Origin of the sequence: Paenibacillus hemerocallicola (assembly GCF_006265175.1) — a bacterium.
Classification (GTDB): domain Bacteria; phylum Bacillota; class Bacilli; order Paenibacillales; family NBRC-103111; genus Paenibacillus_AB; species Paenibacillus_AB hemerocallicola.
Genome location: NZ_VDCQ01000012.1, coordinates 40,813 through 63,683, shown reverse-complemented (window position 1 = coordinate 63,683; position 22,871 = coordinate 40,813). Strand labels below are relative to the sequence as shown.

The 22,871-nt window shown below is 53.3% G+C and carries 21 protein-coding genes and 1 pseudogene; 4 read left to right on the top strand and 18 right to left on the bottom strand.

What is annotated here, in order from left to right:
* The first annotated feature begins 1 nt into the window (after position 1).
* Entirely contained in the window at positions 2-316 is a 315-nt protein-coding gene (locus FE784_RS11040) for a DMT family transporter (RefSeq protein WP_139602255.1), read from the top strand.
* A 24-nt stretch (positions 317-340) separates the two neighbouring features.
* Here the strand turns inward: FE784_RS11040 and FE784_RS11035 are convergent, their stop codons facing one another.
* From FE784_RS11035 to FE784_RS42805, 3 genes and pseudogenes are all read right to left on the bottom strand, one after another.
* The gene (locus FE784_RS11035) at positions 341-1,429 is read right to left on the bottom strand and encodes a sialidase family protein (RefSeq protein ID WP_139602254.1); all 1,089 of its coding nucleotides are present in this window, start codon (positions 1,427-1,429) and stop codon (positions 341-343) included.
* 411 nt (positions 1,430-1,840) lie between these two features.
* On the bottom strand, positions 1,841-3,346 hold the full coding sequence (locus FE784_RS11030) for an FAD-dependent oxidoreductase (RefSeq protein WP_139602253.1): 1,506 nt from the start codon (positions 3,344-3,346) through the stop codon (positions 1,841-1,843).
* 611 nt (positions 3,347-3,957) lie between these two features.
* Positions 3,958-4,731: pseudogene (locus FE784_RS42805) on the bottom strand (DUF2087 domain-containing protein); the annotation flags it as partial.
* A gap of 151 nt (positions 4,732-4,882) precedes the next feature.
* Here FE784_RS42805 and FE784_RS11020 point away from each other — a divergent pair.
* A complete protein-coding gene (locus FE784_RS11020; protein WP_139602251.1) occupies positions 4,883-6,292 on the top strand; it encodes a hypothetical protein in 1,410 nt (469 codons plus the stop codon).
* A 180-nt stretch (positions 6,293-6,472) separates the two neighbouring features.
* Positions 6,473-6,958 (top strand): TspO/MBR family protein, encoded by a 486-nt coding sequence (locus FE784_RS11015; RefSeq protein ID WP_139602250.1) that lies wholly within the window; start codon positions 6,473-6,475, stop codon positions 6,956-6,958.
* Positions 6,959-6,968: 10 nt separating this feature from the next.
* Here the strand turns inward: FE784_RS11015 and FE784_RS11010 are convergent, their stop codons facing one another.
* The 10 genes from FE784_RS11010 to FE784_RS10965 all read right to left on the bottom strand — a co-directional run bounded on the left by FE784_RS11010 (position 6,969) and on the right by FE784_RS10965 (position 16,799).
* Positions 6,969-7,457 (bottom strand): low molecular weight protein-tyrosine-phosphatase, encoded by a 489-nt coding sequence (locus tag FE784_RS11010; protein ID WP_139602249.1) that lies wholly within the window; start codon positions 7,455-7,457, stop codon positions 6,969-6,971.
* Positions 7,458-7,489: 32 nt separating this feature from the next.
* A complete protein-coding gene (locus tag FE784_RS11005) occupies positions 7,490-8,377 on the bottom strand; it encodes a diacylglycerol/lipid kinase family protein (RefSeq protein WP_176706114.1) in 888 nt (295 codons plus the stop codon).
* Positions 8,378-8,503: 126 nt separating this feature from the next.
* Entirely contained in the window at positions 8,504-8,995 is a 492-nt protein-coding gene (locus FE784_RS11000) for a YlbF/YmcA family competence regulator (RefSeq protein WP_425465540.1), read from the bottom strand.
* 51 nt (positions 8,996-9,046) lie between these two features.
* Positions 9,047-10,552: a tRNA (N6-isopentenyl adenosine(37)-C2)-methylthiotransferase MiaB gene (gene miaB / locus FE784_RS10995; protein WP_425465537.1), complete on the bottom strand. Its 1,506-nt coding sequence runs from the start codon at positions 10,550-10,552 to the stop codon at positions 9,047-9,049.
* 145 nt (positions 10,553-10,697) lie between these two features.
* The gene (gene pduL, locus FE784_RS10990) at positions 10,698-11,276 is read right to left on the bottom strand and encodes a phosphate propanoyltransferase (protein ID WP_139602246.1); all 579 of its coding nucleotides are present in this window, start codon (positions 11,274-11,276) and stop codon (positions 10,698-10,700) included.
* A 163-nt stretch (positions 11,277-11,439) separates the two neighbouring features.
* Positions 11,440-12,246, bottom strand: a complete 807-nt coding sequence (locus tag FE784_RS10985; protein WP_246131983.1) for a Cof-type HAD-IIB family hydrolase — start codon at positions 12,244-12,246, stop codon at positions 11,440-11,442.
* A 41-nt stretch (positions 12,247-12,287) separates the two neighbouring features.
* A complete protein-coding gene (locus FE784_RS10980) occupies positions 12,288-12,929 on the bottom strand; it encodes a YdcF family protein (protein WP_139602245.1) in 642 nt (213 codons plus the stop codon).
* 77 nt (positions 12,930-13,006) lie between these two features.
* Positions 13,007-14,353: an ABC transporter substrate-binding protein gene (locus FE784_RS10975; protein WP_139602244.1), complete on the bottom strand. Its 1,347-nt coding sequence runs from the start codon at positions 14,351-14,353 to the stop codon at positions 13,007-13,009.
* A gap of 130 nt (positions 14,354-14,483) precedes the next feature.
* Positions 14,484-15,641, bottom strand: coding sequence for an ROK family transcriptional regulator (locus FE784_RS10970; RefSeq protein ID WP_139602243.1), 1,158 nt, complete (start codon positions 15,639-15,641; stop codon positions 14,484-14,486).
* A gap of 87 nt (positions 15,642-15,728) precedes the next feature.
* Positions 15,729-16,799, bottom strand: a complete 1,071-nt coding sequence (locus FE784_RS10965; RefSeq protein ID WP_139602242.1) for a ComEC/Rec2 family competence protein — start codon at positions 16,797-16,799, stop codon at positions 15,729-15,731.
* Positions 16,800-17,103: 304 nt separating this feature from the next.
* Here FE784_RS10965 and FE784_RS10960 point away from each other — a divergent pair, with 304 nt between their 5' ends.
* Positions 17,104-17,523, top strand: a complete 420-nt coding sequence (locus tag FE784_RS10960; protein WP_139602241.1) for a DoxX family protein — start codon at positions 17,104-17,106, stop codon at positions 17,521-17,523.
* 90 nt (positions 17,524-17,613) lie between these two features.
* Here FE784_RS10960 and FE784_RS10955 read toward each other — a convergent pair whose 3' ends face one another.
* The 5 genes from FE784_RS10955 to FE784_RS10935 all read right to left on the bottom strand — a co-directional run bounded on the left by FE784_RS10955 (position 17,614) and on the right by FE784_RS10935 (position 22,847).
* Positions 17,614-18,483: a 2-oxoacid:ferredoxin oxidoreductase subunit beta gene (locus FE784_RS10955; RefSeq protein ID WP_139602240.1), complete on the bottom strand. Its 870-nt coding sequence runs from the start codon at positions 18,481-18,483 to the stop codon at positions 17,614-17,616.
* 1 nt (position 18,484) lies between these two features.
* Entirely contained in the window at positions 18,485-20,215 is a 1,731-nt protein-coding gene (locus FE784_RS10950) for a 2-oxoacid:acceptor oxidoreductase subunit alpha (protein WP_139602239.1), read from the bottom strand.
* Between the two features lie 356 nt (positions 20,216-20,571).
* A complete protein-coding gene (locus FE784_RS10945; RefSeq protein WP_139602238.1) occupies positions 20,572-21,522 on the bottom strand; it encodes a dipeptidase in 951 nt (316 codons plus the stop codon).
* Between the two features lie 105 nt (positions 21,523-21,627).
* Entirely contained in the window at positions 21,628-21,888 is a 261-nt protein-coding gene (locus FE784_RS10940) for a stage V sporulation protein S (RefSeq protein ID WP_006286829.1), read from the bottom strand.
* A gap of 161 nt (positions 21,889-22,049) precedes the next feature.
* A complete protein-coding gene (locus FE784_RS10935) occupies positions 22,050-22,847 on the bottom strand; it encodes a TIGR00282 family metallophosphoesterase (RefSeq protein ID WP_139602349.1) in 798 nt (265 codons plus the stop codon).
* Between the last annotated feature and the right edge of the window lie 24 nt (positions 22,848-22,871).

Sequence of the window (22,871 nt, the reverse complement as noted above, 5' to 3'; positions counted from 1 at the left end):
CATGGATTGGCTGGCACTCGTCCTGGCCGGCTGCTTCGAAGTCGTCGGCGTATCGGGAATTAATAAAGTAAACAAATCCAAAACCGTTTTCTCTTATTCGATCCTTGCCTTCGGCTTCATTGTCAGCTTCTTATGCCTATCCTATGCGATGAATACGATCTCGATGGGAACCGCTTATGCCGTATGGACCGGAATCGGCACCGTCGGCAGCGCGCTCCTGGGCATGTTCGTCTACGGAGAATCGAAAGAATGGCGTCGAATCCTTTTTATTTCGATGGTGCTGTCCGCCGCTGTCGGACTGAAGCTGATAGCTTGACGCATCCGTGCTGCGTTGTCATGTTCAGGCGTAAAGCTCGGCAAGGTCCATTTTTCGTATTTTTAACCGGGTTAGGCATATATCGTCTTCCGCTTCGCCAGCGCAATAGGCTAGAAATACGGAGCTTCCGGTAAAATGGATGGCGACATAGCAGCAGCCGTTGCCGTCCTCTTCCCGCTCCACGGCAAAGTGCCTTTCCCACGTTTTCCCCTCGTCTTTGCTGATCGCCCCGATCAACGGCGTGCGGCCCCAGCTGTGCTTCTCGAGTCGCCGGGTATTATAGGCCGGAATCGGATTCCATACCGCGAGCAAATGTCCGTTGTCCGGATTGCGCTTCATCGATAACGGAGAACACGGGGAGCTGAATTGCGATGGAACAGGAGTGCTCCATGACACGCCCCCGTCATGAGAGTACGTCTCGTATTGACAGCCAAGGTCGGTGCGTGCCCATCCCCATAACACTCCGTCATGCAGCTCGATGACGCCGGGCTCCTGCATATCGCTTCTCGTGTTCGGAACTCCGATCGAGCAATAGTTTCTGGCCTCCCGCCACGTTGCTCCATCGTCATCGGACAAGAAGAAAAACGTAATCCCCCTGCTGTCGAACTGGCCCCAATCCGATTCTTCGTTCGATTTCACCCGGTGTAGGGCCGCCGGGACGACCAATCTCCCCGAGGCGAGCCGGATGACCCTGTCGTTGTTCGTCACATAATATCCTTTGCCCTGCACGCAGCAAACAGGATCGCCCCAGGTCGTCCCCTCGTCGGCCGAGCGCCTGAGATGGAGCCTCATATCGTGCCAGCCGAAGCGAAGCAAATAAAACAAACCGATATCTCCATTCCCGAGCCGAAGCAGCGAAACGCTCATAATGTTGATGGCGTCGTGATCTTCCGGCCGGGCAATGATCTCGTCCCCGGTCCAGGAGCCCCCCTCGTCCGAAGAGAAGCGGACCGCAATGCACGCTTTGGCGTTGTCGTGGGAAGAATCCCCGTTGAATCGACTGTAAGCGAACATCAGCCGACCGTCCCGCAAATCGAGGAATGCCCCTTCGCTGTTTCTCGGGTTGCCCGGTCCCGGACGCAAATCCAATACGATTGTTCCTTTTTGATCCATGATTGCTTCACTCTCCCCTATTGATGGACTCGCAGCGTTTGTTGCCGGTAGCCTGGCACAATATATATTATGGTATGACCATAATAGTAATACTGCTTTTAGAGTAGCCTAACGCCGATAAAGATTCAACCCCTATTTTATCCAACGGCAAAAAAGGATTTCATGATTATCGGAGACGAATCGGAATTCATTGAGTCCGCTGTCTTGAAAAATTGAGAAAGGCTTTCCGGAGGAAAGCCGACGGTACGTCGTGCGGGACGTCACTCCAATACTTTGACTACTTTTTCTTTAACGATTCAATCTGCAGGTTCACCAGTTCTTCCGTGAACGAAACGGGACTGCCAGGATAAAATGAACAGGCTGCCGATCGAGATGATCGGCAGCCTGCTGCTGTGCTGGAGCGGAACGGATTTATGGCAGCGTAAGCTTTCCTTCATTGAACTGGCGCCGCTGCTCTTCGGACAAGTTCTCGATTTTATTTTTCCCTTTCACGCCGCTCAATTGGATGTCGTACTTTTTCTGGATGTACCGGTGCAGCTCGTTCATCTCTTTTTCCGTCACCTCGGACAATCCGCCTTCGTTCGTCGTTTTGGCGAGCATGATGCCGATGACCTCCCCAGCAAGCGAAGTATTCGGCTGTATTCGGGCGCTGCCGTATGCGACGGCTGAGGCTCCGACATTTTTACCGGCGATAATGACGTTCGAGTAGCCCTTGGGCAGAAACGAACGAAGCGGCATTCCGTACTTGTCCGGTACGCCCTTCCGCTCGCCCCAAGTGTGCTCCATCGTCCCTTGCAGGTCAAGCGGATAACCGGCAATGCTGACGTTGTCCCAATGCATCGCTCCGCCCATCAGATCGGTAGCTTGGAGAACATATTCCGTTTCGTACCGGTCGTAATCGCGGATGTACAAATAATTGGGAAATCCGTTCAGCTCCGCATGTTCCCAGCCGGGAAGCTCCGCCCGGAGATGGGGTACGATCCGTTCGGTTTCGCGTTTCCCGTTCTCGATCGCCCTGCGGACGCTTTCGTCATCGGACGGATTCACGCCGTAGATGAGAAGCGCGTTGATCAACACTTCCCCGTCCCCTTGGTTGACCGTATTCAATCCCCGCAGGAACACTTCCTTGCTGCTCGGGGTGAATCTCGCTCCGACGTTGCCGAATCCCCACGTGAACGTATCGGTGACAGTCGTTTCCGACCCGTACTTTTGTTCGATTTCCTTTTTGCCGAGTCGTCCGACTTCCTTCCGGAACTTGTCCCAATCCACGTTGCGGAATTTCATCATTAGCGAGGCCGCCATATGGTCCTTTTCTTTCGTAGACGTAAACACCGTCTCGATGCCGGGAATCCGTTTCAATCCGAGTCGGCTCGTCAAGGCGGCGAAATCGGTGTTTTCGACCCAGTAGCGGGCCGTTATCGTTTTGTCCTGACCGTCCTTCGTACGGTAAGAAATCGACCGAATGCTTTTCTTTGCCGTCCCCGCTCCGCCGGCAATCTCAACATTCGTAATGGAAATGCCGGACACGATCGGGATGCCTTCGGTTAGCGTACGATAATAAGCTTGGAATTGCTCGGGCTTGCGGATCTCGCCCTTCTTGTAAACCGTAAACAATTGCTTCACTTTGCCCTGAAGCAGCGATTTGCCGCCTTCGGCGAACGGCTCGTCCAAATACAGCATTTCGCCTTGTATCAGCTGTCCCCCCGGCTTCTCCCGCGGATCGATCACGAGCACGGACAACCCTTCGTCTGCCGCGGCCCTGGCCAAATACATCCCCTCGATCTCCGAGCCGATGACGACAACATCGGGCTTATCGGGGTTCATCGCGGTTTTCTTGATCGGCTCCCGCTCCTCCTCGCAAGCCGATAACATCCACACCAACATCAACGCTGCGATCCCGCTCAAAAACTTTTTCATAACTCCCCCTAATGTGAACAATATGTACCTTATCATTAGACGAAACAAAAGCCGATTCGTTTCATTTGCATCTTTTGTTCTGCGCAAAATAGCCCCACAAAGTGGGGCTTATGCTCCGATGCTTATCCAGTTGCTTTGCGGGGACACCGAATCTTATAAATTCCATACTCTAAAAAAAGCCCCGATAATTTGATTTATCGGAACTTTCCTTTGGAAGCGGGCGAATTATACCCGCGCTCCCCGTAAGGCTGGAGCTCCTCGAGCCGAAGCCGTTCCATCTCCTTCAGTTGCAGCCGTCTTTCCTTCGTATTCGTCTCGGCGCCTTCCTCCGGCTTCCAGACGTCCAATACTTCGAACTCGAATTGTTGTTCCCCGTATTCGTTCCAGTCCCGCTGCAGCTCCGGATTGTCGAGCAGGCCGGTCTGCAAACCGAAACGGAGACGGTTCCAGGCGCCGTGCATGTTGGCGGTCGACTCCACCAGCATTTTTCCGTTCGCCCGATTGATCAAGCGAAATACGCCCGCTTGCGCACCGGCTTCCGTATCGGCCTTTTCCTTCGCTTTACCGCGCGGCCTGCCGACGGCCTGCTTCGGCTGTTCTCCGTCCGGCTCCTTCACCCAATACTCGCTGCCGTCATCCAGCCGATCCATAAATCCGAAATCGATCAAATAGCGGCGAATCGTAACGAAGTCGTCGTACGCCGACTCGATGATTTCGTTCACTTCTTTTTCCGAGTAACGCTTTTTGCGTTCGAAACGGTTGATCAGCTGGGTCAGAACAACGAATTTCCGCTTGTCCTTGCGAGGGAATTCGACCAATTCGCCTTCAGGGCCGTTCGGGAAATATTTGTTCACGATCGACTGACGTTCATCCTCGGTAATGGCGAATCGATTGTCGGGTTCGGTCGCAGTATGCGAAACGGGCATCGCTTTCGATTTCGCTCTAGGCGTTTTCTTCTCATTGAGCAGCTCCATCAGAACAAGGAACAGCTTGGCCTGCTTTTCCTTTTCCCTAAGCATAAAACGGTGATTGCGGATCGTAGAGGCGCTGCCTCCGTTCAGCTCGGTAACGATGTCCTTGTCGTTCATGCCGGCGTAAAACATACGGAGCAGCTGCTTCTGCAGGTCGGACAAGCCGGTCAGCTTTTTGTCGAGCTGAAGCAAATAATCGAACATCGAGCCGTGTTCATCGGCCAGATGAAGGGCTGCCGCTTTCTCCGCTTCGTAATATCGGGAATCGCGCGGGTATACGACTCCTTTCTCGAACCGTTCGTTGCAAACCAAGCATATGAAATGTTCGGAATCCGCCTCGAAGACGTATCCTCGCTTCATCTCCTCCACCGAGGCATCCCAGAACAATTCAACGAGTTCTCTCACAAACACCATTCCTATTCGTCTAATTATTTATAGACATACTATCATTTCGTTTTATCAGTGTCAATCTTCACATATTTTTTCTCCGCAAACACACAATTTCCCGCCCGGCATACACTACAGTACGGTTCGATTGTAACCCCTTACTCGGAGGTGTACCTTTATGGACGTCTCGCTCTTATCGCTGCATTGGGTCTATCTCGCATTCGTCCTGCTGATCATCGGATTCATGGTCATGCGGCGCGATACGACTATCGTGTGCATAATCGGCATACTGGCCCTCGGCCTGTTGGCCACCCACTCTGTCAGTCATTCCGTCGGCGGCGTCTTTTCCGGCTTTATTTATGCCATTAAAGAATTGATCGGGACCATTCTCGTCATTTCCTTGATCGTCGCCTTGAGCAGGCTGCTGATCATAACGGGAATCAACGAGGTGATGATATCCCCGGTCAGCCGGCTGATCCGCTCTCCCGCGCTGGCGTTCTGGATCATCGGGATCGTCATGATGGTCATATCGTGGTTTTTCTGGCCATCCCCGGCCGTAGCGCTCGTCGGCGCCGTGCTGCTCCCGGTTGCCATTCGCGTTGGCTTGCCCGCACTCGGCGTGGCGGTCGCCATGAACTTGTTCGGTCACGGTATCGCCTTGTCCGGCGACTTCGTCATCCAGGGCGCGCCGAAGCTGACAGCGGATGCCGCCGGTATTCCCGTTTCCGATGTGCTGTCGGCAAGCGTTCCTCTCGTAATCGTAATGGGCATCGTGACGACGGCAGTAGCTTACTGGTATATGAGACGCGATATGCAGTCCGGCAAGCTGACGATGGAAACGGGACGGACTGCGCCCTCGGCTGCGGATACGGAACAATCGCAGCAGCCTTCGGGAAGTCTCCTCACCCCAGCCGTCAAAAAAGCGGCAGCAATCGTAATTCCGCTCCTGTTCGCCTTGGACATTGTAGCCATGTTCCGTCTTGACCTCCAGGGCGGCGACGCAACCGCGCTGATCGGCGGCACCGCTCTCATCATCATGATCGCTCTGTCTCTGCTCGCCCATCGCAATAACGGCTTGGAACGGGCAACTTCCTATTTGATCGAAGGCTTCTTGTTCGGCTTCAAAGTATTCGGCCCGGTCATTCCGATCGCCGCCTTCTTCTATCTCGGCGACTCGGCCTTTACCGACATTTTCGGGAAAGTGCTTCCCGAAGGCTCGCACGGCATCGTAAACGATCTCGGGCTGGCACTCGCCCAAACCGTGCCGATCAACACCGGCGTCAGCGCCGTTACGCTTACGACAGTCGGCGCCATTACCGGGCTTGACGGCTCGGGCTTCTCCGGCATCTCGCTGGCCGGTTCGATCGCCCACCTGTTCGCGGCCGCCATCGGCTCCGGCATCGCCACGTTGACTGCTCTCGGCCAAATTGCCGCCATATGGGTCGGAGGCGGTACGCTCGTGCCGTGGGCGCTTATTCCGGCGGCGGCCATTTGCGGCATCGACCCGTTCGAGCTCGCGCGACGGAATTTGAAGCCTGTCGTCATCGGTCTTGCCGTAACCACGATCGTTGCCATGTTTCTCATCTGAGGAATCGGGTGGAAGCTCCGGTTTATCGCCGGAGCTTCTTCGTTTCGTTTCCGAACAATTTGTGTACTAAATAATGAATCCAACCGCATATTTAAATAGTAAGACGAGCTCTCCCGCCGCTTGCGCGTCATACCGGATTTGCAGCCGTATGAGGGTCAAGCTCGCAAAGGAGGAATTCGAATGTGGTGGTACTCGTTAATCGTCTTTCTGGTTACATATTGCCTCTTCGCCTTACCCGGATTGTTGTGGCCGATTGACCGGACGTGGTATGCAGGCTTGAACAAGCCTTCCTGGACGCCGCCGGCAAAATGGTTCGGCATCGCCTGGAGCGTGCTCTACGCGCTTATTGCGGTTGCGGTTGCGCTCGTGTTCGTCGGCACGGATTCCTTTCAAGACGTTTCCGCTCCATGGTTGTTCGCCTTCGTCCTCAATTATGTACTGAACCAAGCGTTCAATTACTTCGAATTCAAGCAAAAAAAATTGTTTCTCGGCTTTCTCGACAGCTTTGCCATAGCGATTACCGCCTGCTGGCTGCTGATCGAAACCGTCCCCTATTCCCTCGTGGCCGCTTGGTTGCTCGTACCCTACCTGCTGTGGAGCAGCTTCGCCACATTGCTTTCATGGACGATTTTTATTATGAATCGGGACGACGGCGAGGCCGATTGATTGTCACCGATCATTTCTCCGGCAGCGCCAGGTCGCCCATGATTTTCGCGAGCATGGCGTCGCAGCTTTCGTCGACCATATCGTACACTTCTTCGAAATTGCCGGTATAGTACGGATCCGGTACGTTTTCGAGCTGTTGCGCCGGCACGAAATCAAGCAGCCTGTAAAGCTTCGGGGCAGAGCCGTTCCCGAGCTCCCGGGCCATCGACTGCAGATTGCCCAGATTGCTGTTGTCCATGGCCACGATATAATCGAACTTCCGCAGATCTTCTTTCGCTACTTGTCGCGCCTTGATCCCTTCCCAAGAAATCCGCTTCTCGTCCAGCAGCCTGCGCGTCCCTTCGTGCGGCGATTTGCCGATATGCCAGTCGCCCGTTCCGGCAGAATCGATGACGATCCGATCGTCCAGCCCGGCCTCCCTCACTTTGTGTCGCAGCACCGCTTCGGCCATCGGCGAGCGGCAAATGTTGCCCAAACAAACGAACAGTACCCTTATCATAGCTACAGCCCCTTTATTATTCGATTCCACATTTACAAAACATAAAGCCGCTCTCGAAGCACGACGACGTCCGCAGGCGTCTCTCCTCCGAATTCCCCGTCGGCATGTATCGTCATCGGTGCCGTGCCGACGATCCGGATCTTGCTTCCCGACAGCATATGGACAGCGGGATGCTCCACATGGGTTCCTTTGAACACCCGGGGAAAAAAGCGCAGGAAATGGAGCCGTCCAATGTTTTCAACCAAACACATATGCAGCGTTCCGTCATCGTCCCGGGCATCCGGACAAATTTTCATTCCGCCTCCGTAATAGGGCATATTGGCGACCGCAAGCAGCCATACGTTTTTGTAGGACGTCATGATGCCGTCGACCTCCAGCCGGACGTCGCAAGGCCGGTACGTTACTAGCAGACGCAAGACGGTCACGACATAGGACAAGCTGCCGGCCCCGATCCGGTTCAACCATCGCTTGTACCAGGACCCGTTCGTTATTTTGGCAACATCTCCGTCGAAGCCGATCCCGCTCGAGATCACGAATATTTTTCCGTTAATGACTCCCGTATCGATCGGTCTGCTCTTCGATGCAAGCACCCGCTCCAATGCGGATTCCCAACTTTGCGGAATCGACAAACTGCGGGCATAATCGTTGCCCGAACCGGCCGGTATGCAGCCGAGCGGCACGGCGGTACCGGCAAGTCCTCCGGCAACCTCGTGAACGGTGCCGTCTCCGCCTACCGCAACGACGGCGGACGTATTCGCATCTCCGGCCAATTCCATCGCAAGCTCCCGGGCATGGCCTTGCCGTTCGGTGAACGTGCAGCCGTATACCACGCCTTTATCGCGAAGCGCCCGCTCGACTTGCTGCCATACCGCTTCGCCTCTGCCATTTCCCGAATACCGGTTGATGACAAACTTTATCATGCGCCAGGACGCCTCCTCGCCAATCATCTCGCCAAAAAAAATACAATGCTTTACGACGCCGATTGCCATCGTAAAACATTGTACACCGTTATACGCGTCCAGGTCACTTCCGTTTTTGCGGGCGTGTCAATCGCTGCAGTTGCTGTCAGCCTCGACAGCGGCCTGCTCCACCTCGATTTTATCCGAGACCGTATCGCGAATGACGCCGACGATAAGCTGCAGCAAGTAGTTGATATCTTCCTGGGCCTGCTTGAACTGGGTGACGATCGGGTAACCGTCGAGCTTGTCCTGCAGCTCTTCGATTTCTCCGTTGATTTTCGTTACCATTTTCTCGTTTTGGAACGACTCGAACGCAACCGCTTCTTTTTGTCGTTTTTTGATCACCTTGATCAGATCTTGGATTTCGCTGTTGCCCTGCACTTGCTTTTCGGCTTTTTGGTAAAACCGGACCTCGTCAGATGTCGAAATCAGAGCCGCAAGCTCCTTCGCTTTTTCCATAATGTCGGCCCGGACGATCAGTTCCGTCGCCGTAAATTTCTCCATATTGCGATGCGTATCGCAATCGTGTCCATGCTCATGCCCATGGTCGTGAGCGTGCGCTCCGTGTTGACCTGCCATCATCGATTCACTCCCGTATATTCCGTCTCTTCGAATTCGAGCCATTCCCGGTTATACCACTTTGGCAGGCTGAGCCGTGACGAGTTGGCCTTTCAGCACCCACGTTTGCGGTTCCGTAATCGTTACATGGACAAACTGGCCGGACAGCTCCTTCGAGCCCTGGAACAGAACCAGCTTGTTCGTTCTCGTCCTGCCGGACAGCACATCCGGATTCGTCTTGCTCTCGCCCTCGACGAGAACTTCGACCGTTTGCCCCCGCAGCAGCTCATTTTGCTCTCGGCCGATCTGTGTCATCAGATCGTTCAAACGTTTCAAACGATCCTTCTTCACGTCTTCCGGCACGTTGTCGTCCATACTGGCGGCCGGGGTGCCGTCACGCGGCGAATAGCTGAACGTATACGCCGAATCGTAGCGGACCTGGCGAACGAGCGACAGCGTTTCCTGAAACTGCTCTTCCGTCTCCCCCGGAAATCCGACGATAATATCGGTCGTAAGCATCGCGTCCGGAATGGCCTGCCGGATTTTGTCCACCAGCTCCAAATAATGCTCGCGCGAATATTTCCTGCTCATCCGTTTCAATACCTCGGTGCTGCCCGATTGTACGGGCAGATGGATGTGCTCCACCAAATTGCCCCGCTTGGCCAACACGTCGATCAGACGGTCGTCGAAATCACGCGGATGGGACGTCGTAAACCGGATGCGCGGAATGTCGATTTTACGCACGTCGTCCATCAAATCGCCGAACGAATACGCAAGATCGGTAAAGTCTTTGCCATACGCGTTCACATTTTGGCCCAGCAGCGTAATTTCTTTGAAGCCCTGTCTCGCCAAATCGCGGATTTCCGCAAGAACGTCCTGCGGACGGCGACTCCGCTCCTTACCGCGCGTATACGGCACGATACAATACGTACAAAACTTGTCGCAGCCGTACATGATATTGACCCATGCTTTCATGCCTTCGCGCTTTTTGGGCAAATTCTCGATGATGTCGCCTTCCTTGGACCACACCTCGACGACCATCTCTTTGCTGTAATACGCTTCTTTCAGCAGCATCGGAAGCCGGTGAATATTATGCGTCCCGAATATGATATCGACGAACGCGTGCTTCTTCATGATCCGGTTGACGACGGATTCCTCCTGCGACATGCAGCCGCAGACGCCGAGTATGAGTCCCGGCTTTTCCTGCTTCAGCGTCTTCAGATGGCCAAGCTCCCCGAACACTTTGTCCTCGGCGTTTTCCCGGATGGCGCACGTGTTCAGCAGGATCATGTCGGCCTCCAGCTTGTCTTCCGTAGACTCGAAGCCCATATCCTCCAGCATGCCCTTCATCACTTCGGTATCATGCTCGTTCATTTGGCAGCCGTAGGTCCGGATAAAGTATCGCTTCCCGACGCCGATCGCCTTCATATCATCCGGAATCGCCGATTCGTAATGGACGGAAATATCTTCTTTGCCGCGTTTTTTCGCATCCTTCAAGGAAGGCGGTTGGAAATATATCGAATAGTCCTTGTCGGACTTCGCTTGTTTCTCATCCATAATAGGCAATTCTTTTTTCATTCGCTGCACTTCCTTTCCGCGTTCAGTCATTCCTTCATTATAGCATCGAACCTCCCCGCCTGACAAAAAAAATAAGGCCGACGCGCCGTTAAAATGATGAATTTGCCCGATTTTCGGACAAAAAGCCGACACTGATTTCTCTAAGTTACTTATCCAGAATAACGGCGGTATCGCCGGAAGCAACGCCGGCCGCGTTTGCTTCGTCCGTATCGATATGCATGTCCAGCGCAAACTGGTCGGACACGCGGGCAATCACATCCTCGAATACGAGCGGCCTTTCCCCTTGTACGCGCACGCGAAGAAGCTGCTTGTCCTCGATTCCCCATTCGGCGGCTTCCTTCGTATGAAAATGGATATGACGGGCTGCGACGATGACTCCCCGCTCCAATACGACTTCTCCCGCCGGTCCTTGGATCGTTATGCCCGGCGTATTGTCGATGCTGCCCGATTCTCTCACGGGCGGACGGACGCCCAGTTGAAACGAATCGGTTTTCGATATTTCAAGCTGCGACGCTTTTCGGGCCGGACCCAAAATGCGCACTTTATCGAATCTGCCCTTCGGACCGATAACCGCTACCGTCTCTTCCGCGGCGAATTGGCCCGGCTGCGAGAGCGGCTTCAGTACGTTCAATTCATAACCTGATCCGAACAAGATGGCGATATGCTCTTCGGTTAAATGGATGTGGCGGGCGGATACGCCGACCGGTACGTTTTTCTCGTTCATAGTCTCGCTCCTTTTCCGATTCCTTCGGTCTATGTAATGTTCAGTTTCGGGACTACACGATACAATTATAACCTACAAACAAAAAAAGTTCGATCCGCGCAGCATGCTGCATCGAATCGAACGCCCGTATCATATAGCTGGTCTGGGAAAAGGAAGCTCGAGGCTATCCGGCGAATTGTGCCGGGTCCGTTTGAAACAAATACTTTTGAATCGCCTTCGCCACTCCGTTACGCTCATTCGTATCCGTGACCCCGTCGGCGGCAAGCTTCACGTCTTCGTCCGCATTGCCCATCGCTATGCCGAGTCCGGCCGAAAGCAGCAGCTGCAAGTCATTATGGTGATCGCCGACCGCCATAACCTGGTCCATCGTAATGCCGAGCAGCTTGCATACCTTTTGTACGCCTGACGCTTTGCTGATGCCCGACAGCGATATTTCCATGTTGATGTCCGCGGATCGGGTAATCTCCAGGTGCCCCCAGCTCCGAACTTCCTCGCGCAGCTTCCGAATGACCGCAAGATCCTTGTGACTGATGCCGAATTTCATCCAATCCCGGTTGAACATGTCCTCGTTCCAATGCCGGTTGTTCGTCAAGCTTTCCACGCTGTAGCCCCAGTAAGACGCTCCCGCATCGACTGCCAGTCCGTGGAGACGGCGTATATCCTCTCTTCCGAGATATACCCGTTCATGCAGGCGACCCGGCCCCTCCCATATTTCCGCCCCGTTCAGCAGCACCATCGGGGATTGCAGGCCTAGCTCATCCCAAAACGATCCGGCGGTCTGCATGCCGCGGCCCGTCGCGAATATGACCTTGACGCCCGCTTCCTCCGCCAGCCGAATCCAACGGCGCGTTTCCTCCGTTATTTTCTTGTCGTCGGTCAACAACGTACCGTCCATATCCAGTGCAAGCAATCGATAAGCTGTAATGCTTCCCTCTCCTTTCGTTGTCTCCCTTACGGAACGATTTCCCATTCATCCGGGACAGCCGTGCATGCCGCACCAGCAGTCACCGGTCAGCTTCCAAGCTCTTTGGCTTGCGTCCCGACTTTCCTGACTGCGGCTCCCATCATCTCGCCGGGGGCTTGCCGCAGCGCCTTCTCCAGCCAAGGCAGCGTCAGACGGAAAGCGCGAATTTCCTGAAACGTGATCCGCCACTGCCCGATAACCTTCATCGGCTCGCGGTTGGCATAAAAAAATGCCGGCATGTCCAAGGCGTTCATAATATATTTCATGCGCCGGATATGAAAGGAATTGGAGACGAGCAGGCAAGATTTCATGCCGTGCCGCTCCATCAATATTTTGCAATTGACCATGTTTTGAACCGTGTTGCGCGACTTCTGCTCCAGAAGCAATCGTTCCTCCCGTATGCCGTTCCGGATCAAATAGTCCCGCATAATGTCAGCCTCGCTCCGACTGGAGGCCACCGCTCCGCCCGACAAAATCACGTATCGATACCGGTGCCGCTCCATGAGCCGGATCGCCGTATCCAATCTATCCTGAAGCAGAGGATGAATCTGCCCTTGATCGCATCGATACCCCAAAATGATTAACGCATCCGCGTCTCTTTCCCGCAGACGGGAAGCATGCATCCATATAAAATATACAGCCGGCACTGCCAATACTACCATACCCGCCAAGCTTATAGTAACGTACAATTCGAACTTCCTTTCATGACGACTTTGGGGCCCCCGACAGGAGCCCCTTGCTTCTACTTTAAAACGTCCACGGCTTCTTATCTCGCTTTTACTTCGTCGATATATTTATTCGCTTTCTCATTGGCCGTACGCAGCGCGCTGTTGATGTCCACTCCGTTAAAAATCATGTTCTCTGTCGCTTCACGCAAATACTTGTAGTTCTCATTGTCGTAATCGGACGCAATCGGCGCCTCGGCCGGCTTGACGGAAAATACGCCCGCCAAATTTTTTCCTTTGAAGATGTCCGTGTTCGAGGAAAATTGATTTTTCATCTCCGACTTGTTCAATATGGTCAAGTTGCGGTCTTTGTTCATGACCGACTGCGACTGTTCCCCGATCATCGTGAGAATGACGCGATAAGCGGCTTCTTTGTTTTTCGCGGTCGGCGGCACCATGAGCGATTGAAATTCGATTTCTCTGCCGATACCCGGTTTGTCCGCGAACACCGGATGCCCCGCGACATCCCAATCAAATGCTTGCCCGGCTTCTTCGACCGCCTTCAGACGGCTTGTAATCGCCGCGAGCCAGGAAGGAAACATTGCCAGCTTCTGGTCCTTGATCAAATAATCTACGCCGTATGTGTATTTTTTGTTATCCCCGATCATCCCCGGAATATCGTACACGTTCTTCATCAGAGTCAATGTTTTCTTATAGCCGTCCGAATCGAAGGCAGCCTTTCCTTGACTATCGACGGTGCCGAGCGAATATCCGCGGGCCAACGTTCTGTCCGTACCGAGGTCCAGGCCGATAAATTGCGTCCCGCTATCCATACGGGTCACGCGTTTGCCGAGATCGATCGCTTGCTCCCAGGTCATGCCATCCTTCGGATACGGGACTCCGAATTTGTTGAAAATATCTTTATTGTACAGCAGCACCCCGTAATTCAACGTATAAGGAATGCCGTACAACTCCCCTTTTTTACCGTAGCTTTTCACCGCATTGATCGCTTGGGGCTCGAACTGCGCCAGATCGACTTTGTATGTTTTGACGAACTCGTTCAAATCGCCGGCAACACCCAGCTGGAGCAGTCCGTTCATATAGAAGTGGGTAGTCGCCACCAGATCGGGAACTTCGCCGGCCGCTATCATGTCCGTAAGCGTAATGCCTTTGATCAGCTCGATTTTAATGTTCGGGTGCTTTTCGCGTACGGTGCTGAACAGCGCCTGAAGATCGTTTTCGTTGTTGATCGCCGCATAGTGCGAGTACAGCTTCACGGTTACCGGTTCCGTAATCGCAAGCTCGGGTACAGTCGTCTGGGAAGCTCCGGCTTCCGATGCTCCGGTTGTCGGCGCGCCTCCCTTATCGCTTTGGCCGCCACAGCTTGTAAGCGCAATCACGGCAGCTAACGCCATCGAGCCATACATTGCTTTCTTCTTCTTTGTCAAACTCAATCACTCCCGATCCTTATTAATCAATTTGATTTATTAAGATAATAACGAATTTTACCCGATTTCGCAATACAAAAGTTTTCCTTGCGAAGACGACACCCCCGGCGGATCATCGTCTTCGCTATGCTCAGAGAGACAGTTGCTCCAGCGGAACCTCGAAAAACTCGTTTATGACAAGCCCCGCCGCGGAAATAGACTCATTCGGGGTCATCGGCAAAACGATCAGCTCGACGCCCTTGCACGTCTCCGGAACGGTAATTCCGATCCGTTCTCTCAAGACGGGCAGCAGCTCATCCTTCAGTTCGTCGACGAGCGCACCGGTCAACAGCACATGCTCCGGATTTAGAAACGTAATCACGTTACTTAGCGCAAGTCCTATCGCATCGGCGATGTGATTGAATTTGGCCGCCGCTTCCGGCTCCTGCTCCCTCACGCCGGAGCGCAAAGCTTCCAGCTTCCAGTTGGCGCGACGCAGGCCGCTGATCGAAGCGATCGTCGTCAGGCAACCTTTGGCGCCGCAATGACACTTTAGAGCTCTCTCGCCGGTCTCGACCTTGAAATGGCCAAATTCGCCGGCTACATGATTGGCACCCGAGCAAAGCTGACTATTGACAACGATCGCGCCGCCGATGCCGTAATCGAACTTGAGTGTAATATTGTTTTGCGATGCGGCCAGCGTACCCTTCAAATTTTCCACCAGCGCAAGCAAGTTCACGTCGTTCTCCAGAGAGACGGGCAGCCCATACGCTTCCTCCAGCCGGTCCCTGAGCGGATAATTGCGGAACCCGAGTCCCGGAGAGTAAATGACCGTTCCTTGACTGGAATCGACCAACCCCTGGATGCTGCAGCCTATTCCTTTCAGCCGGCTTCTGTCCGGGACGTGCAGCAGCAATTCGTCCACGGCTCCGATGATGTAGTTTAACGGATAGCCCTCGGGCCCTTCTTTCCGCTTCGTCACTTCATGGATTCGATTGTTCTGGAAATCCATTAATGAGCCGCGCACATATTCGACGGCCACTTCGACGCCGATGGCGTACATGCTGCTTCCGTCAATGACGAGCGGAACCGGTTTGCGTCCGCCGCTGCTCGCTGCCGGAGCCATCTCCAGAACGATATCGTCCTGCAACAGACGATTTACTATATTCGTAATCGTCTGCTGGGTCAAGCCGGTTTTATCCGCAAGCTCCACTCGCGAAATAGGGCCGTCCGTGTAAATCAGGCGCAGCACCTTTTGCTGGTTAATCGATTTCAACAATTTGTTGCTGGTCGGTTTATTGGCCTGCATAGATTCCTCCGGTTTGGTACAGCTTTTCTGTATTATAAATCAAATGATTTGAATAAGAAAGGCTTCAACCGGAAGAGGATGAACATCCTACTGATTTTTCAAAAAGTCCGGAGGATCCTGCCACTCTTTCTCGGTGAGCACGTTCATCCGCTCACCGTCGAACGCAAGCAAAATATTGCCGTGCTTTTCCGTAATGTACACCTTCGTTTTCTGTGCATCGTACAATCGGAGCAAATCCCAGTTTTTGAAATGGTTGTTGCTGATAATGGCTGCCTGCGGCTTTACGGCCTGTATAAAAGCAAAGCCGGACGAGGTCGTGCTTCCGTGATGGGGAACATGCATCGCCAAGGAGTGAAGCTCCCCTCCCATCGACTGGATCAGCTCCAGTTCTCTGTCCTTATAAATGTCGCCGGTAAAAAGGAACGATTGTCCCTTATAGTGCATCTTCAAGACGAGGGAATGTGAGTTCACTGCCGGCAAATCGGACGGATTTACCTTGCCCGGGAGCGCCCCCTTCGGAGGATTAAGAACCTCGAACCGGACCTCGTCCCCTAACTGGAACGTATCCCCTCTTTCCAAAAACTTGATCGGTATTTGTTTGCCCTCGAATGCTGCAACCGCTTTCTCATACGATTGGGAGCCTGCATAAGGCAAGTTTTCCATGTAAAGCTGACCGACCTGCAACATATTCGCGATAGCCGCGAACCCCCCGATATGATCGGTATGCGGATGCGTATTCAACGCGATATCGATCCGCTCGAGTCCGAGCTTTTTGGCATAAGCCACAACTTGCCCGCCTGCGCCGGGAAGCCCTCCGTCGATGAGCATCGACTTTCCGTCCGGCGTCTGGATCAGGATACTGTCTCCCATAACCTCCTTGCCCGTCAGATGTAGGTAACGGATCCGCAGCACATCGTTGTAACGGTTGCGGTCGAATAGATGGTCCGTTCCCACTGCCGTGCTTTTTGAGTACGAGCTCTCCGGATTCGCCCCGTTCTCAGGTGTCGACCGCTTCTCGACGCTGCCCGATTGACCTGCAGCCGCTCCCGTGCCAGCAACCGCATTCCGGCTATCCGTCGAGCATGCCGGGAATATCGCCAGTGCGAGCAGGACGAGAACAAGTACCGCGGCAATTCGCCGCCTATTGAGTTTGCCCATGGAATCACCTCTTGTGGTAGTATCTCCTCTGTGGTAAGGAATAACGACCTCCTTATTCTTAGTTAATCAATTTGCTTTATTAAGTTACATCTTTATTGTATATGAGTTTTGTTAAATTACAATGCCGTATTTATCATCGCTGTGTAAATTTTTTTGGCCTAACGTTTCTCAAAATCGTATCTTGTGCGGATTTCAATTTCAATTCTTTATATTCCTTGACAAGTATATTCCAGTTAAGGTATATTCGAATCAAGACAAACGGGTTCAGTCCATGAAAACACCAAACCTTGGGAGGAATGTAATAATGAAAAAGATTAACGTATTGTACTGGAGCTTTACCGGGCTGTTGTCAGCCTTGATGGTTCTCGGCTCGATCCCGGATATTATTCTCGTTCCCGACGCAGTCGCCTTATTCGAGCATTTGGGTTATCCGACTTATCTGCTGCCGTTTCTCGGGATTGCCAAATTGCTCGGGATCGTGGCGATACTCGTGCCCGGATTCCCCAGAATCAAGGAATGGGCTTATGCCGGGCTGTTCTTCGATTTGCTCGGCGCCATGTACTCCAGCATTGCTGTAGGCGATCCCGCCAGCCAATGGCTGCTGTTCCTGATCGGATTTGTATTGATAGGCGGCTCGTACACGTTTTATCACAAAAAAAGGAAAATCGTCGCAGAGCTCTCCCATGAAACTACTCAACGGCAATCTGTGCTGCCTAACGTATAAGAAAGTGCTATTGCGCCAAAACGGCTCAAAAAAAACCTCCATCACCACGTTCATTCGTGGGCATGGAGGTTTTCGCTGCTATTGTACCAATTATCTGAATTCCGCTACCAGCTTCTCGAATTCGGCTTCGGTAATTTTGAGGTCTTGTTTCGCCAGCGCTTCCTGCTTGAAGCCGGGAACGAGCTGCTCGTAGCTTTGTTTTTCTTTGTTTTGGTAAATGATCCCGGTCAGCATGCCGTTCGTTTCCATAATTTTCGTCATCGCCATTACCCGGTCGTTCGGATTGTAGTCCGGGAACTCGTCGAGATCGACGATGTTTTCCTTGAACCACTCGTACGTGTTCGTCTTGTTGAACGTCACGCACGGGCTGAAAATATTGATGAACGAGAAGCCTTGATGCTTCATGCCTTCTTCGATAACCATCGTCAATTGCTTCAGGTTGCTCGAGAACGATTGGGCTACGAACGTAGCTCCCGCGGCAAGCGCCATTTCAAGCGGAGCCAGCTCGGTCTCGATTGAGCCTTGCGGCGTATACTTCGCGTTGACGAATCCTTTCGCGCTGCGCGGGGAGTTTTGCCCCTTCGTCAGCCCGTAAATTTGATTGTCCATAACGATGTAAGACATGTCGATATTGCGGCGGATTGCATGCATCGTATGTCCGAGTCCGATGGCGAAGCCGTCGCCGTCGCCGCCGGATGCGACTACCGTAAGCTCGCGGTTGGCCATTTTCAAGCCTTGCGCGATCGGCAGCGAACGGCCGTGGATACCGTGGAAGCCGTAACAGTTAATATAGCCGGAGATACGGCCGGAACAACCGATACCGGAAACGATAGCCAAGTTTTCAGGCTCCAAACCGACGTTGGCGGCCGCTCTTTGGATGGCGGCTTGTACGGCGAAATCGCCGCAGCCCGGGCACCAGTTCGGTTTTACATTATTTCTGAAATCCTTTAATGTAGCCATCTTATTTCAGCCCCTTGCATTGAGAATATACTTCCGAAGGCAGGAACGGCGTTCCGTCATATTTAAGCATGCTGACGATTTTGTCGTGTCCGACATGCAGCTTGATTTGATCGGCCAATTGTGCGGTGGCGTTATTTTCCACGACAAGCACTTTATCGGCTTTTGCGATTTGGGCGGCGACTTCTTCGGCAGGGAACGGATGGATCAGACGTACCGTGACGTGATTCGTCGTGATGCCGTCTTTATCCAGTCGACCTCTTGCCTCGTCGATCGTTCCGCCTGTCGAGCCCATGCCGATAATCAGCAAGTCCGCTTGATCGTGCGGCGCGTCCGCTACGATCGCGTTAGGCAGCTTCAAGCTTTTCAGCTTGGCCAGACGTTTATCCATCATTTTCTGACGGTTGATCGGGCTCTCGGAAGGGCGTCCGGTCTCGTCGTGCTCTACGCCCGTAACGTGATGGAGACCGCCAAGCTCGCCCGGCAGCACGCGCGGAGAGATACCGTCTTCCGTAAATTCGTAACGTTTGAACAGCTTGCCGTCTTCGATCTTCTCCGTACCCGTAACAAGGTTGCCGCGGTCGATCACGATTTTGTCATAATCGAGCAGCTCGGACGATTGCTTGCCGAGCGACAGCTGAAGGTCGGTCATCAGAATAACCGGGCATTGGAACTTCTCGGCCATGTTGAAAGCTTCGATCGTATCATAGAAGCATTCTTCCACGGTGCTTGGCGCGAGGACGATTTTCGGGATTTCTCCGTGAGTTCCGTATACCATCGCGTTCAAATCGCTTTGCTCCTGCTTCGTAGGAAGCCCCGTGCTCGGTCCGCCGCGCTGCGTATTGACGATGACGACAGGCGTTTCCGTCATTCCCGCGAGACCGATCGCTTCCATCATGAGAGACAAGCCGGGACCCGCGGATGCGGTAAGCGCGCGTACGCCGCCGTAGTTGGCGCCGATCGCCATCGTGACTGCCGCGATTTCGTCCTCGGTTTGGATTACCGTACCGCCGAATTTCGGCAGCCGTTTGATCAAATACTCCATAATCTCGGATGCCGGCGTGATCGGATACGCTGGCATAAAGCGGCAGCCTGCGGCCACTGCGCCAAGACCGATCGCATCGTTCCCGATGATGAACAGCTTTTGTTTGCCATCGGCAGGAGCAAGCTTGAACTCTTCCAAAGGACCGCCGGCAAGCTCGATGACGTAGTCGGCCGCGCGTTTTACCGCTTCGACGTTTTTCTCTACGACGGCAGGACCTTTGCGTCCGAATTCTTCCTCTACCGCTTGGTTGAACACTTCAAGCGGCAATCCGAGCAAAGCCCAGGATGCGCCCGATGCGGCCATATTTTTAAACAGCGCCGTTCCCAGATCTTCGGCAATCGCCGTAATCGGCACCGGGAACAAACGTGCATCTATTCCTTCGGGTAAGGTCGGATTGAATTTCGCGTCTGCAACCACGACTCCGCCGGGACGAAGCTCATGCGCGTTCAAATCGATTGTTTCTTGGTCGAAAGCGACCAAAATGTCCAGGTCGTCGGATATCGCTCTCTTAGGCTTCGTGCTGATACGGATTTTATTGTTCGTATGTCCTCCCTTGATCCGGGAAGAAAAGTGTCTATAGCCGTACAGATAGTAGCCAAGACGATTTAGGGCTGTAGAGAAAATGCGGTCCGTACTCTCGACACCTTCCCCTTGCTGCCCCCCGACTTTCCATGACAATTGCTCGATCACAACGTCCACTCCTTTGAACTGTGTCCTAACATTTTGAACGTTACAGAAAGTGTTGCATTCTTTAAAGCATGAAAGCGTTTTGCGTCCGCACAGCAAAAAAACTCCCGCAAGCAAATGGGCCCCGCGAAGCAATTAGGAATAATCTTCAAACCTATCGTTCACTTTTTTGGGGGAAAGCTGCGGTGTGCCTCTCGGAAATAAAAGCTGCTGGTTGTACAAATACGCATAACTCTTCATAATTCCTTATCATTCCCTACGATTTTATGCTTTCGCACATGAAAAAGCAAGCGAATTCAAAACTTTTAAACATAGTTATTTTAGATCGAACCGTTCTCAAATATAGATTGATTTTTATTCTAGTATTCTGATTTCGGCAGCTCCGTCACAAAAAATTCATACCAGTTCCGATATAGTATCCGCTCGACCTGGTCGTCCGAGAGCCTTTTGGCCAACGCTTCGCTCAATCGGGCGATCCCCGCCGGATCTTCCAGGCCCTCCACTTTTTTGCCGATCCCGTCGAAATCGGACCCTAACGCGACAGCGCGCTCACCGCCCCACTCGCACGCCTTCTCGATATGTCGGACAACATGATCGATTGTCGCATTGGCGTCCGAACTCAGGAACGGAGGATAGTAGTTGATTCCGATTACCCCTCCCCGTTCGCCGATCCGGGCTATTTGCCGCTTGTTCAAGTTTCTCGGATGCCCGCACAATTCCAGCACGTTCGAGTGGGACGCGATGAAGGGCTTGTCGCTGAGTTCGTCCAACTCCCAGAAGCCGCGCTCGGCCAAATGGGATACATCCATTATTATTCCCAAATGATTGCATTCTTTAACAAGCCGTCTTCCTTTCACGGTAAGTCCGGCCTTCCTGGGCTCCGCAACGCCGTCAGCCGCCCAATTGGCGTAATTCCACGTCAGGCCGAGACAACGGACTCCTTGCCGGAACAGCGTCCGCAGATGATCCATGCTGCCGTTTAGCCCGTCAGCGCCCTCGACAGTCAGGAGTGCCGCCAACTGCCCATGCTCGATCGCCGACCTCAAATCCTCGGCTGTCCGCACGCCTTTCATTCCCGCCTGTCCCGCGATCCGTTCCCAAAAAAGCTCCACCCCGGAAAGCAAATGCTTCATCCCCGGATCATGGACCGTTTCCGGAATCCAGATAGCGAAGCATTGCATCAATGCCCCGGCTTGACGAAGCTTTGGCAATGTCACGTCGAGCCCCGATTCGTTCAAGCCGAAATCGAGCCCCGGGTCAAGCATCAGCTTACTCAGCACATCGCAGTGCCCATCTATAATGCCGCTCATCGTCACCGCTCCTTATTTCCGACGCATATATGAAAGTACAGCAAAAAAGCTCCTTTCGGGAGCTTTCATCCGTTCATTCGGTAATCGTGGAAATCGATCCGCCTATTATCGAGGTTCTACAATCAATTTGATTGCAGTCCGGTCTTCACCGTCAATGACGATATCGGTAAATGCCGGGATGCAAATCAAATCGACGCCGCTGGGTGCTACGAACCCTCGTGCGATCGCTACTGCTTTAATTGCTTGATTCAGTGCACCTGCGCCGATGGCTTGCAGCTCAGCCGCCCCGCGTTCGCGCAAAACGCCGGCCAATGCACCAGCTACGGAGTTTGGATTGGACTTTGCTGAAACTTTTAATACTTCCATGGCAAGACCTCCTCGGGAATGTTGGATGAATTCCACTACTACACTATTCGTGCAAGCGTTGAATAATTCCTTCTTCCCGAACGCCGTTCGGACTATTATTTTCGAAAGTTTCAGTCAATTCGCACAATTCCGCGCAAGTTTCCGGTTCCGTACGTACCTTTTTATTCGAAAACGGCTTCCGTCTCAAATCTGCGGATAAGCTCGATTTTTTTGGTAAAACCCGTATCATTGTCCAGATCGACCACGACAGCATGGAACATCCATTTGCCTTCATCCGCCGTAAAACGGACGGGCAGCTGCGTCTTGAACTTCTGCAGCACCGCATCGCGTTCCATCCCTAGCACGCCATCGCGGGCGCCGGTCATTCCCACGTCCGTCACGTACCCGGTTCCCTTCGGAAGCACGCGCTCGTCATGCGTTTGTACATGGGTGTGCGTTCCGACTACGGCGGATACTTTGCCGTCCAGATGCCAGCCCATCGCGATTTTTTCCGAAGTCGCCTCGGCGTGGAAATCGACGAAAATAAACTTATGCTTTTTTTTGAGCTTGTCCAGTATGCCGTCTATCGTTTGAAACGGACAATCGAGCGGCGGCAGGAAGGTGCGTCCCATCGTGTTGACGATAACGAGCTCTTTGCCCGAGGCGTTTCGCAGCACGGCAACTCCTTTGCCGGGCGTTCCGGGCGGATAATTCGCCGGCCTGATCATCCGTTCGTCCTCGTCGATGAAATTGAAGATGTCTTTGTTATCCCATGTGTGATTGCCCATCGTTATGCCGTGCACGCCTTGATCGTACAATTCTTTGGCGATTTGGGCCGTAATGCCGCGCCCCCCGGCCGAGTTCTCGCCGTTGGCCACGATAAAAGCCGGATCGTATTTTCGTTTGAGCTCCGGCAATAAGGTTTTGACGGCTCTCCGACCGGAGCCTCCGACAATATCGCCGATAAACAGGATGCGTATGGAACTCTCCTCCTCTGGTAAGCC